The following is a 12,918-nucleotide window of genomic DNA, read 5'->3' as shown; positions in this document are numbered from 1 at the left end:
GCGGATCACGCAACAAGCGAATAACTCGCTAACGAAGGCACTTATTGCCCTTTCGATCATTCATTGGGCATGTCCAATCAACCGATCCTCGTCCCCGTCCTCGGCGACCAATTGACCCGCACCCTTGCCGCAATCAAAGGCCGCACCAAAGATGATACCGTCATCCTGATGATGGAGGTCTGGGACGAGGCGACTTATGTCAAACACCACAAGCAAAAGATTGTGCTGATTTTTTCTGCAATGCGCCACTTCGCTGCCGAATTGCGCGAAGCGGGGTGGACGGTCGATTATGTGGAACTGACCGATAAAGACAATTCCGGCAGCTTCACGGGCGAAGTCGCGCGAGCGATTGAGCGGCATGAACCGCGCGCGGTTCACATTACCGAAGCCAGCGAATGGCGCGTTCAACAAGCGATTGAGGAATGGCCGGACAAATTCGCCTGCGAAGTCGAAATTCTGCCCGATGATCGTTTCCTTTGTTCGCATCAGGAGTTTCGCGATTGGGCCGAGGGCCGCAAACATCTGACGATGGAGCATTTCTATCGCGAGATGCGCAAGAAAACCGGTATTTTGATGACCGGCGATGGCAAGCCCAAAGGCGGCGATTGGAATTACGACAAGGACAATCGCGAACCGCCCAAGGATAACCTTGATCCGCCGCCGGTGCCAAAGTTTGAACCTGACGAAATAACCCGCGAAGTGATCGCTCTGGTCAGTGAGAAATTCGGCGATCACTTTGGCGATCTTGAACCGTTCCAATGGCCGGTGAACCGCTCAGAGGCCGAACAGGCCGCCGACGCATTCTTTGCCGAGCGCATCGAGAAATTCGGCCCGTATCAGGACGCGATGGTTCACGGGTCGGACGATATGTTCCACTCTATGCTTTCAACCAGCATCAATTGCGGATTGCTCGATCCGTTGGAGCTGTGCCAGCGCGCCGAGCAGGCTTACGAAGATGGCACAGCACCGCTCAATTCGGTCGAGGGTTTTATCCGCCAGATCATCGGCTGGCGCGAATATATTCGCGGGTTCTACTGGCTCCATATGCCGGGTCTGGAAAGCGACAACAAACTGAACGCCCAGCGCGCTTTGCCGGAGTTTTTCTGGACCGGTGAAACCGATATGCGGTGCCTTGCCGATTGCATTCGGTCCACCAAAAGCAATGCCCACGCGCACCATATCCAGCGTCTGATGGTGCTTGGTAATTTTTGCCTGCTCGCCGGGATCAATCCGCGCGATGTACAAGATTGGTATCTGGCCGTTTACGCTGACGCTTATGATTGGGTGGAATTGCCCAATGTTTCCAGCATGATCCTATATGCAGACGGCGGAAACCTCGCGACGAAACCCTATGCCGCCAGCGGGAATTACATCAACAAGATGTCCGATTACTGCAAAGAGTGCACATACTCCGTCAGCAAGAAAACCGGCGAAGGCGCGTGTCCGTTCAACCCGCTTTATTGGCATTTTATGGACCGCCACCGGGACCGGCTCCAAAGCAATCACCGGATTGGCCGGATCTATTCGAATTGGGACCGGATGGATGAACAAAAGCGCGCCGATTATCTGGAAAGCGCGGATGCCTTTCTAGACAGCCTGACCCCTGCCCGCAAAGGGTGGGCCCGCGATTAAACGCATTGCTTTGCCCCGCTGGCACGATAGTCTGATGGCCGGGGGATAAAGTTATGAAGCGATTTTTGAAGTGGTTCGGGGCAGTCTGGCTAATCGCTTCTGTCGCTTTTGGTGTCTATTTCTGGCCGCGTATCGATCAATGGCTGCGGTTTAGCCCCTCGGTCCAAGCCGCCAATTTCGCTGCGCCGGCAACACCGCAAGAAGCCCGCCAGCAAGACCTGCAATATCTGGCGTCAATCCTCGATTACGACCGCAGCTTTTCCCCGGAACAACGTGCAGAATTTCTTAGCCTGCTTAGCGACGCAAAAGCCCGCGCAGCGGGGATGAACGAGGCCCAATTCCTGATGGAAACGCATGCCTTGATGGCGCTTGCCGACAACGCCCACACCGGCAGCGATAGCGTCGCCGCGTTCCGCCAGTTCAATCGCTCTGGCCTTGAATTTTTCCCCTTTGCTGATGGGTATTACGCCGTTCGTGCGCATCAATCGAATAAAAGCCTGCTCGGCCAGGAACTCGTCTCGATTGATGGCCATGACATCACCGCTGTGATGAACGGACTGGCCCGATATTCCGGCGGACCAGAGGCACAGCGCACCTATTCCGCGCTCAATTTCCTGCGTTCGCCCGACCTGCTTCATGCCGCAGGCCTCGCCGACAATCCCGATACCATCACCGTTATCCTTCGCGATCGCGCAGGGGCCCAAACCGAGCATGAACTGGCTGCGCTGCCGCCGGTCGCGGAAACCGAATTTTACTACCGTCACCCGTATCACGCACTGCGCGCAGAACCGCTGCCCGATGAAGGCGAAGAATGGGTCCGCGTTGTCGATGGAAAGGCCATCAAAGCGCCGCTGACCCTTAGGGATGATGGCGATCTGGTGAAGGCCGTACCGATGGGCGGCGGGATGTATGTCCGGTCCAATTACCTGGTTGAATATCCAGAGCACGAGGTAAAAAGCCAATTGGTTGCAGCTCTGTCTGGCGCACCGGATGGCGGATTTCCGTTCGTGATCGTCGATCTGCGGTGGAACCCCGGCGGCGATCTGGGCAATGCGATGCCCTTCGCTCGGCGACTTGGCGAAGCGCTTTCTACCGATGGCAAAGCCTATGTTCTGGTCGGCCCGCAAACCTTCTCCGCTGCGATTGTGGCGGCCGCTTTGATCAAACAGAATACGGGCGACCGAATGGTTCTGGTCGGCCAGCCGATGGGCGACCGGATGCAATTCTGGGCCGAGCGGGGTGAGAGTTTTGTACTGCCCAATTCTGGCTATTTCATATCGTATTCAACCGGTTATCATGACTGGGAAAACGGTTGCTCAAGTGCCGAGACGGAGCATTGTTTCTCCGCTGCCGAACGCAATGCAAAGCCGATTGGCAAATTAAATCTCGATCACCCTATTCAACCCACCTTTGCCCAATATGCCTCCGGTCAGGACCCGGTGCTTGACTGGGTGCTGGGGCAAGAAGCCCGATAGCCAGCGGCCGAACAGACCGGCCTTGATCACCTGCCATCAGGCTCTAGGACGGATGACCATCAATCAAGGAGCCCCACATATGCTGACCATCCACCACTTACGCATCTCGCAATCCGAACGCATCGTCTGGCTGTGCGAGGAGCTGGGGCTCGATTACGATCTGAAACTTTACAATCGCGATCCCGAAACCCGGCTTGCGCCGCCCGAGCTAAAGGCGATCCATCCGATGCAAATCGCGCCGGTGATCGAGGATGGCGATACAAAGCTCGGTGAAAGCGGCGCCATCGTTGAATATATCGTCGGCAAATATGCGCCCGATACCGCTTTGGTGCCGGGGCCCGACCACGCTGATTTCGCTGACCATCTGTATTGGTTCCATTTTGCCAATGCGACTTTCATGACCAACGGCATGATGCAGATTGCCGTTGGTGCAGTGGGCGCTGAAATGCCGCCGCCGCTGACAAAGCGCGTCACCAATGCATGGGAGCAGATTGAGCGGCGCCTTGGCGAAGCGGATTATTTCGGCGGATCGCAGCTTACGACTGCCGACATTATGATGGTGTTTCAACTCACCACCAGCCGCGCATTCAATGGCATGACGATTGATCATTTACCCAATCTCAAAGCGTATCTGCAGCGGATCGGCAGCCGCGATGCCTATCAAACCGCAATGGCCAAAGCCGAGCCCGGATTGCCGCCAAAACTCGATTAACAACGAAGTAGGACCTGCATGACACATCCGGCAAAGTGTCATGCAGGTCATACAGAGCAAGCCCATGATAAGTATAGATTTTGCGTTGTTGGAAACGGGTGACACATTGCCAACACGAAACATACGCATTGCGATTTCAAAACGCATCATCATCCGCAAACCCACACTGTCAAAGAGCCACTTTCGTCTAGCTAACGCGGCGTGAGTAGGAAAACGCGCACATCATACCACAGGCCTCGCGCTCCTCACTCTCGGACTGATGCCTGACTGCCCGCCGACTGCCCGCCGACTGCCCCCGCTCCGTTTAAGCCATCGAAGACTCGTCTCAGCCGCAAAATGATTCAGCCCGCCGCTGTAATGATGCAGCGCGTCTTTCTGTTGATAGGGTGCGTCTGATGGCGTGCGTCTGATAGCATGCGTCTGCCAAATGTCGGGACGGCTTAAACCGGATTAACCTTAATCCGACACGTCACATCAACCGGCATCGGCGAGGGAAAAGGCCGCGAAAAAAGGGTCTGAGAACAGGGTGGGGGAAAGCCCGGGAGAGGTTGAGGTCGAATGACGACACATTTGGATGCGGTTTCGACCGAAATCGATGATACCGCTGATGAGATCGAATTCAGCGGTGATGACACCGGTTCAATCTCGGGCGCGAAAGCCGCTGGCATCGCCGCAGCTGCGCTGGCTACGGCGGCGTGCGGCGGCGGAGGGACATCCGGCGGAGGCACAGCAACAGGCGGCGGCACCGTCCCCAACGCACCGCCCGAAGCCCGCAAACCCGAAGATGATGCGCAGGCCTCCCGCTTTCTTCAGCAGGCTTCACTCGGCGCAGGCGAAGGCGCTATCCGGCAATTGCGCGACGAAGGCTTTGAACCCTGGCTCAATCGTCAGATGAACGCCCCCAATTCGCAATCCGCCCGGCAATTCTTCTCCAGCCGCGGTTATGACCAGGTTGACGCCGACCGGAATTACGACAGCCGCCGGACCGGCGATCAGATGATCTGGTCACAATTGCTCTCTGGCGGCAGCAGTGTTCGCAAACGCGCGGCGCTGGCTCTGTCCGAGTTTTTCGTGGTGTCTTTCAACAGTGTCAGCATCAATTGGCGCAGCCCGGCGATTGGCGAATATTGGGATATTCTCAACACCAACGCATTCGGCAATTTTCGCAACCTGATAGAGGATATCACCCTCAATCCGGCGATGGGCGTGTTCCTGAACACGCGCGGCAACCGTAAAGCGGACCCGCGCAGCGGACGTGTGCCGGATGAAAACTATGGCCGCGAAATCATGCAGCTGTTTTCCATCGGACTGTTCGAACTTAATCCAGACGGAACCCGGAAATTATCCGGCGGCGCCCCGATCGAAACGTATGACAATGATGACGTGACCGGCATTTCCAAGGTCTTCACCGGTTATGATTATGACTATACCGGTATCGGGTTCACCCCGGCCTTCGATAGTCCAAACCGCCAGATACCCGATGCCGATTACGCCCGTCAGCCCATGACCGCCGATCCATCGCGGTGGGTCCGGCCGCGCAGCGAAGGGTATCATTCCGACGACGAAAAAAGCTTTCTGGGTCTGACGATCCCGGCCGGAACCAATGCAGCGGACAGTTTGAAACTGGCTCTCGACCATTTGTTTCAGCATCCCAATGTCGGCCCGTTCTTTGGCAAGCAGATGATCCAGCGTCTTGTGACGAGCAACCCCTCGCCCGCCTACGTTCAGCGCGTGGCCGAAACATTCGCCAACAATGGCAACGGCGTTCGCGGCGATTTAAGAGCGGTCTTCAAAGCGATCCTGCTGGACGACGAAGCTCTTGATCCGGCGAATGTTACCAATCCCGGCTTTGGGAAACTGCGCGAACCGATGCTGCGATTTATCCAGTTGACCCGAACATTCGGCGCAAGCTCGGTCAGCGGAAATTGGGAATTGCGCGATTTTTCCGACCCGGCGAACAGGCTGGGCCAATCGCCCTTGCGCCCGCCATCGGTGTTTAACTTTTTCCGGCCAACCTATTTCCCCAACGGGTCACAGGCGGCTGCGAACAATCTGCTCGCGCCCGAATTTCAACTGGTCAACGAAACCTCCGTGGCCGGTTACGTGAACTTTATGGAACGTGCGGTGGATACGTCCAGCTTCCTGTTTACCGACCTTGAGCTGAACTATTCAGCGGAAGTGGCCATTGCCGATGACAGTCAGGCATTGCTCGACCGGCTCGATCTGTTGCTTACCGGAAATCAATTGAGCACGGGCCTGCGCGATACGATCAAGACAGCGATGGACGATGTCACGATCGACGCATCCAGCAGCGATGCCGACAAGCTACGCCGGGTGCATATCGGCGTGCTGCTGATCATGGCCTCCACCGATTATCTGATCCAGAAATAAGGAGGCGCAGCGATGTATATTGGCAAAACCGCCGAACTTTCCCGCCGCGCTTTTATCCGCCGGTCCAGCCAATTGGCGGCCATGGGGGCAGCGTCATCGTACGCCATGGGTCTTGCGGGCCTTGGCGAAGCAGCCGCATTCTCAAACACCGGCGGGTACAAGGCCCTCGTTTGCGTGTTTCTGTATGGCGGCAATGATCACAGCAACACTCTGATCCCGTTCGATGCCGCGAATTATGCGCGCTATTCAAGCATTCGCGGCGGCGGCGGATCGGAACAGGGCGGCGGGATCGCTCTGGCCCGTGCCGCGCTGGCGAACACGGTTTTGACCACGCCCGATGATCAGACCCTGACCGATGACATAACCTATGCCCTCGCGCCGACGATGCCCCGTTTGAAAGCGCGGTTTGACGGAGGTGTGATGGCGCCTTTGTTGAATGTCGGCCCGCTGGTCGCCCCGCTGACCCGCGCACAGTACGATAACAATTCCGTCCCGCGTCCGCCAAAACTGTTTTCGCACAATGATCAGCAATCGACCTGGCAAAGCTCGCAGCCCGAAGGGTCGCAAACAGGATGGGGCGGACGGATGGGCGATCTGGCCTTGTCGGCCAACACCAATGCAATGTTCACCGCCATCAATGCCAGCGGCAACGCCGTCTTCCTGAGCGGGGATCAGGCTGTTCCCTATCAAGTATCATCCAGCGGGGCGACATTGTTCCGGCCCCTGCGCCGCAACCGCCTTTACAATTCAAGCGCAGCAGCGGGCGCTCTGGATCAGATCCTGCGCAGCGGCTCTGGCAATATCTTCGCCGCCGATCATGCCCATATCAATGATCGTTCGATCCAATACGGCCAATTTGTGAATGACGCCCTGAGCAATGCGAATGTCGCGACCGATTTTGGGACCGGCAACGGGCTCGCGGATCAACTGCGCACGGTCGCTCAACTCATCGCCTCGCGCCGTTCGCTGGGCGTGACGCGTCAGGTGTTTATGGTTGCGGCTGGCGGTTTCGACAATCACGATGGGTTGATCGGTCAACATGAAGGCCTGCTGGCCGGGGTCGATGCGGCGATGGACGCTTTTTACCGCGCCACTGCCGAATTGGGCGTGGCCGATCAGGTGACGACCTTTACCGCTTCGGATTTTGGCCGCACGCTTGCATCGAATGGCGACGGGTCTGACCATGGCTGGGGCAGCTTCCATTTTGTGATGGGCGGCGGAGTGAATGGCGGACGGTTTTACGGACGCGCGCCGTCGGTGTCGGTTGAAACCGCCGATCAGGTGGGACGGGGCCGGTTGCTGCCGACCACGTCGGTCGATGAATATTCGGCGACGCTGGCAAAATGGTTCGGTGTTTCAAACAGCGAACTGCCCAGTATATCGCCCAATATCGGGCGTTTCGCATCGCCTGATCTGGGCTTCATGACACGGCCGGAAGAACCCGCCGGATAAGCGCGATATGCTTTTATCGCTGTTCGCGTTTGAGCAATTCCGCTTTGATCTCGGTTCCATAGGCATAGCCGCCAATTGCCCCGCCAGCGCGCACAACGCGGTGGCATGGGATCAGCACCGCGATGTTGTTTGCGCCGTTTGCGCCGCCTACCGCGCGGCTCGCATTGGGATTGCCCAGAGCGGCGGCAAGTTCGCCGTAACTGCGTGTTTCGCCGGGGGGGATTTCGCGCAAAGCCTGCCAGACGCGCTGCTGGAACGCAGTGCCTTTTACATCAAGCGGAATGGCAGAGGCATCGTTTGCGGGGTCTTCCACCGCCGCGATAACGGTTTTGAATAGCGCCTGAAAGTCTTCGCCGCCCGCAATCAGCTCTGCATTGGGAAAACGTGCGCGCAGCTGCGCCTCGCCCTCGTTAAAAGAGACGCAGCACACTCCTTTTCCGGTGGCCGCGACCAGCACCTGACCCAATGATGTGGCCATGACACTCCAATGGATGGTGCGGCCTTTCCCGCCATCGCGCCAGTCACGTGCCTGCATGCCCAATCGGCCTTTCGTATCCGCATAAAAGCGCGATGGTGCGCCGTAGCCTGCATCATACAGCGCATCGGTTACGTTGGCACCCCGCTGAAGCGCGGCGCGCACTTTCTCTTCGCGCAAAGCACGCGCAAATGCAGCAGGCGAAATCCCGACAGTGCGTTTGAACAGACGTTGAAAATGCGTCGGTGAATAGCCGGTTAGATCGGCCAGCTGGCCCAATGTCAGAGGGCCATCGGCCCTGATCGCGGCAATCGCGGCGAGCACGCAGGCTTCTTCTGCGCTTTGCGTATCGGGTGCGCATCTTTTGCAGGCCCGAAGCCCCGCCGCCTCTGCGCCCGCCGCATCTGCGTAAAACTTCACATTTTTACGCAGCGGCGGCCGCGCCGGGCAGCTTGGGCGGCAATAAATACCGGTCGAATGGACCCCCGTTACGAATGCGCCATCATACCGCCGGTCTTTTGCGAGCGCGATTTGCCAGCGGTCATCATCGGATAGAACGCCGGACGGGTTGGCTGAAAGAATGCCGGAATGCGTGCGAATGTTTGTCATGCGCCGACATTGAAGGCTTTTGGCCAAGATCGCATCCCGAACCTTGCGCTCAATCCTAAACCGGCTGGCATTAACAGGAGGGCATAGGCCGGGCTATTTCGCCAAAATCGTTTCGGATATTGCCCGGCTGCGCGCTTTCATCTGTTCGACGGTGGCCCCGCTGGTCATGCGTGCATAGGAATGGACGAACATGTGCCGATTGCCGATCACGGTGCCGCATGATCCGACATGAACCATTTCTTCTTTCCCATCGGAAAACGTCACCAGCAATTGCCCGCCCAGATAGGCGCACTGATCGTCGGCCCCGCGATACCCGAAATCAATCAGATCGATATCCCGGTCGCCTTCGGTCGAATCGCGCATATCGGTGTATCCGCGTTTCTCGCCTTTCCGGCGTAGATCCTGCTTTTCCAGTTCAGCAGCCAGACCTGCGATGAATTCTTCTTTGGATTGAGTGATCGCAGCCAGACCGCGCGGGCTTTTGATCAATATATAATCATTCTCAAACGTGCCGCAGCGCTGAACATCGACCGGCGTGATATTGCGGGTATCGCCGCTGGCATATTCCTCTGCCAGTTCGGCAAATTCATCTTCGGGCAGGCAAAAGCCATCGGGCATTGGCAAAGCAAAACGTCCGCTTTCAATCGCAAATTCGATCAGGTTATCGTCCGCCGCCGCAGGTGCACTGGCCAGCGCGAGCGCGCCAGACGAAATTAAAATATTGAAAAGCCGAGACATCATCTCAATCCCAATCAGCAAAGAGCGCAAAAAACCATCGATTATTCCGGCACCTTCGCTGCTTTGCTTTGCAAGGGCAATGATGAAGTCGTAACACGCTGTCACAATGACCCACACTTCGCACGTTTCACCCCGTCTATCTCATTTGATTGCCACGGCAGTCGGCGCAATTGTGGCACTCCTGCTCGGTATTGTCGCTGCTCCGGCCTTTGCTGATGCCGGAGATGTCGATGCGGCTTCTCGCGGAGTGGTCCGCGTGGTGTTGGTCAATCAAGCGGGCGAGGAATTGGTGCCGGTCACCCACGGCAGCGGTTTTGCCGTTACTTCCAACCAGATTGTGACCAACGCGCACGTTATCCGCGAAGCCTTGCAAGATGACACTTTGCGCATCGGGATCGTGCCAAGCGAAGGCACAGGCAGCGCGTTTGTCCGCCCGATCGCGGTAAGCCCGCGTAATGATTTGGCGCTGCTGGAGATTGTCGGGAGCGATCTGCGTCTGCCCCCGCTGACGATGGCTGGCGGGGCGACAGCCGGATTGGGCGAGGTTTCCGCCGTTGGCTACCCGATGAATGTCGATCTGGCTCAAGGGCTGGAGATGAGCGATATCTTTACCGCTCAGCCGCCGGTGAAAAGCCGCGGTTTTCTGTCTGGGGAACGCCCCAGCCGCCAGTTTGATACAATCCTGCACACCGCACCGATTGCGCGCGGCAATTCCGGCGGACCGTTGCTGGATGGCTGCGGGCGCGTTCTTGGTGTGAACTCATTCGGCGCGGACTCGAACGGATCGGATGCCGAATTCTATTTTGCGGTATCCTTGCGCGAATTGCTCCCGTTCCTGCGCGACAACGGCATTGAGCCGCGCACCAATGCCCTGCCCTGCCGCTCTATCGAAGAGCTGAACGCAGCCGAGCGCGCACGCTTTGATGCCCAACGCGCAGAGGCACAGGCGTTGATCGACACGCGTGAAGAGGCTCGGCGGGAAGCCCGTTCAGAAGCCCGTTTGAAAGCGCAGATCGAAGTGATGGAAGAGCGCGATGACGCCATGGCGATCGCACTCATATTGCTGTTGATCGGGATCGGAGCGGGCTACGCCGCGACACAGCTTCGCGCTCAAGGACGCAGCGATCAGGCCGCAAATTCAGCGGCGCAAAGCCGGGCGATGATCGCCGCCGGGGCCGCTGGAGCCGCATTTATAGCGACCATTTTGATCTGGGTGTCGCGGCCCGGATATGCTGAAATCGAAGACCGCGTAGCAGCGGCTCTGGATCAGGCCGAAGGCGGCACGGCGGACAGCGACGGGCAGCCGATATCCTTTGCCGGTGACGGTTCGATGATTTGCACCCTCGCCCCCGAACGCAGCCGCATCACCGGCGCGCGCACCGATGATGTCGAATTTTCATGGGCTGCCGATGGCTGCGTCAATGGTCGCACACAATATGGAATGACCGGCGGAGAATGGGCGCGCGTCTTTGTCCCGAACAATGAAGCCGCCGTTTCGGTCAACACCTACGATCCGCAGACCCGGATTTTCCGCACCGACCGCTTCCTGCTCAGCCGCGCCGATATGGACGCCGCCCGCGATGCGCGCCGCGCCTACACCCCGCCCGCCTGCGGTGTAACCGACGGCGCGCGCGTTCTTGGGGAACAACAATCCGGCGTAATCGCGCAATTGCCGGATCGCCCGAACGAAAGGCTGGTCTACACCTGCGAGGCTTCGATCAATGCTGGAACGCAAAAGGGCGAAGAACCCTAGTTCTCCGCCCTCCAGCGCATGTTAGCGAATTGATTTTGACGCTTAAGCCGCCAGCGCCTCGCCCGACAGGGTGATGCGGTGCATTTCGCGGCGGTGACCTGCGTAATCGTTGATCGCATTGTGCCAGCTGGTCCGGTTGTCCCAGATCGCCACGGTACCCGGCTTCCATTGAAGCCGGCAGCGATTGTCATCCATCACCGCCGCATCGAGCAATTTTTGCAGCAGCGGCATACTTTCTTCGCGCGTCTGACCGACAAAATGGATTGTAAAGCCGCCGTTGACATAAAGCAGCTTGCGGCCTGTTTGCGGATGACGGATCACCACAGGATGGATCGCCCCCGTTTTCAGATCCTGACCACGCAGGTTTTTACCCATGTCGGTCTGCGCATACAGGCCATCGGCCTTATAAACATGGTCGGCGGTGTGGAATGCTTCGAGGTTTTCGATCTCGGCTTTGATCTCGTCACTCAGCGCGTCGTAGGCGGCGCCCATATGCGCCCATTCGGTATCACCGCCGCTGGGCGGTAAATCGCGGGCCACCAACACCGATCCCATCGCCGGGATTTGATCGTAGGAATGGTCGGTATGCCATGCCCCGCCGATATTGGTGGATTCGTGCGCTTCTTTTTTCACCAGGGCGATTTCCGGAAACGCTTCGTTCAGCGGGAAATAATTGTTCACATCAATCCCGCCCCACCGGCGGCCAAAATTTATGTGATCCTCAGGCGAGAAATCCTGATCGCGGAAAACCGCGACCCCGTGCTCGTAAATCGTCTGCTTGATCTGCTCCATCTCTGCATCGCTGCATGATGCGAGTGATACGCCAGATACTTCGACGCCGCATTTCGGTGCCATTGGTGTCAGTTGCATGATTCTCTCCCAAATCTCTCTTACCGTTCGGTAAGTAGATGCCATATTACGGAATATAACACAAGCCTTTCTGGCAAAGCATCAATAATCCCGCCCCGCTCCGCTTGCGGAATCAGATAGACATTGCTAGGCGCGCGCCAGCTTTGCAGGAGAGCCCTTGATCGGGCCTCCACCATGTAGAGCGATGCATCGTTATTTTTCACAGCTCCTATAAGGACGTCAAAGCGCGTGGATATTTCCGCCGGTATTCAGTCTAGCCTAGCAGGCCGTTACGCCTCAGCTTTATTCGAACTCGCAAGCGAGGCCGGAACGGTCACCGCTGTCGAGACTGATCTTGCCAAATTGAGCGAGGCCTTGAACGAATCAGCTGATCTTCGCGATGCGACCACCAACCCTCAGCTTTCCCGCTCCGCCCAAGGCCAAGCGATCGCTGCGGTTGCAAAACATCTCGGCCTGGCTGAGCTGACCACCAGTTTTCTCGGTGTGCTTGCTTCCAACCGCCGCCTTTCGGCGCTTGGCAACATTATCGCCGCTTTTCGAACCATTGCCGCTGCCCAGCGCGGCGAGGTTACCGCCACTGTTTCCAGCGCGCATCCTCTTTCGGACAGCCAGATCGCCGCTCTCAAGGCGAAACTGACTGCACGTGAAGGTCGCACTGTAATGCTTTCTGCCGATGTAGATCCCGATCTGCTCGGCGGTCTCGTCGTCACAATCGGTTCGCAGCGCATTGATGCCTCGATCCGCACCCGTCTCAACTCGCTTGCTCAGGCAATGAAAGCCTAAATAGAAGCCACAAAGGCTTAAAGGACTA

Annotated in this window: 10 protein-coding genes; 7 read left to right on the top strand and 3 right to left on the bottom strand. The window is 57.6% G+C overall.

The window, feature by feature from the left end:
- Window positions 1-69 precede the first annotated feature (69 nt).
- From FGU71_RS10355 to FGU71_RS10335, 5 genes are all read left to right on the top strand, one after another.
- Window positions 70-1,632, top strand: a complete 1,563-nt coding sequence (locus FGU71_RS10355) for a cryptochrome/photolyase family protein (protein ID WP_142788496.1) — start codon at window positions 70-72, stop codon at window positions 1,630-1,632.
- Window positions 1,633-1,685: 53 nt separating this feature from the next.
- On the top strand, window positions 1,686-3,107 hold the full coding sequence (locus FGU71_RS10350; RefSeq protein WP_142788495.1) for a S41 family peptidase: 1,422 nt from the start codon (window positions 1,686-1,688) through the stop codon (window positions 3,105-3,107).
- Window positions 3,108-3,186: 79 nt separating this feature from the next.
- The gene (locus tag FGU71_RS10345) at window positions 3,187-3,819 is read left to right on the top strand and encodes a glutathione S-transferase family protein (RefSeq protein ID WP_142788494.1); all 633 of its coding nucleotides are present in this window, start codon (window positions 3,187-3,189) and stop codon (window positions 3,817-3,819) included.
- A 558-nt stretch (window positions 3,820-4,377) separates the two neighbouring features.
- Window positions 4,378-6,210: a DUF1800 domain-containing protein gene (locus FGU71_RS10340; protein ID WP_142788493.1), complete on the top strand. Its 1,833-nt coding sequence runs from the start codon at window positions 4,378-4,380 to the stop codon at window positions 6,208-6,210.
- A gap of 12 nt (window positions 6,211-6,222) precedes the next feature.
- Complete coding sequence (locus FGU71_RS10335; protein ID WP_142788492.1) at window positions 6,223-7,662, top strand: DUF1501 domain-containing protein; 1,440 nt, start codon at window positions 6,223-6,225, stop codon at window positions 7,660-7,662.
- A gap of 13 nt (window positions 7,663-7,675) precedes the next feature.
- On the opposite strand, the gene ada is transcribed toward FGU71_RS10335, so the two are convergent.
- Together ada and FGU71_RS10325 are read right to left on the bottom strand one after the other, a co-directional pair.
- On the bottom strand, window positions 7,676-8,746 hold the full coding sequence (gene ada / locus FGU71_RS10330) for a bifunctional DNA-binding transcriptional regulator/O6-methylguanine-DNA methyltransferase Ada (protein ID WP_142788491.1): 1,071 nt from the start codon (window positions 8,744-8,746) through the stop codon (window positions 7,676-7,678).
- Window positions 8,747-8,839: 93 nt separating this feature from the next.
- Window positions 8,840-9,487 carry a hypothetical protein gene (locus tag FGU71_RS10325; RefSeq protein ID WP_142788490.1) on the bottom strand — a complete coding sequence of 216 codons (648 nt, stop codon included), beginning with the start codon at window positions 9,485-9,487 and terminating at the stop codon, window positions 8,840-8,842.
- 103 nt (window positions 9,488-9,590) lie between these two features.
- Here FGU71_RS10325 and FGU71_RS10320 point away from each other — a divergent pair, with 103 nt between their 5' ends.
- On the top strand, window positions 9,591-11,237 hold the full coding sequence (locus FGU71_RS10320; RefSeq protein ID WP_142788489.1) for a trypsin-like peptidase domain-containing protein: 1,647 nt from the start codon (window positions 9,591-9,593) through the stop codon (window positions 11,235-11,237).
- Between the two features lie 42 nt (window positions 11,238-11,279).
- On the opposite strand, the gene FGU71_RS10315 is transcribed toward FGU71_RS10320, so the two are convergent.
- Window positions 11,280-12,107, bottom strand: a complete 828-nt coding sequence (locus tag FGU71_RS10315; RefSeq protein ID WP_185960272.1) for a TauD/TfdA dioxygenase family protein — start codon at window positions 12,105-12,107, stop codon at window positions 11,280-11,282.
- Window positions 12,108-12,335: 228 nt separating this feature from the next.
- Between FGU71_RS10315 and FGU71_RS10310 the strand changes: the two genes are divergently transcribed.
- On the top strand, window positions 12,336-12,890 hold the full coding sequence (locus FGU71_RS10310) for a F0F1 ATP synthase subunit delta (RefSeq protein WP_142788488.1): 555 nt from the start codon (window positions 12,336-12,338) through the stop codon (window positions 12,888-12,890).
- Window positions 12,891-12,918: the final 28 nt, after the last annotated feature.

The sequence above is a fragment of the Erythrobacter insulae genome (assembly GCF_007004095.1).
GTDB classification, from domain to species: domain Bacteria; phylum Pseudomonadota; class Alphaproteobacteria; order Sphingomonadales; family Sphingomonadaceae; genus Erythrobacter; species Erythrobacter insulae.
This window is presented reverse-complemented; position numbering and strand designations above follow the sequence as displayed.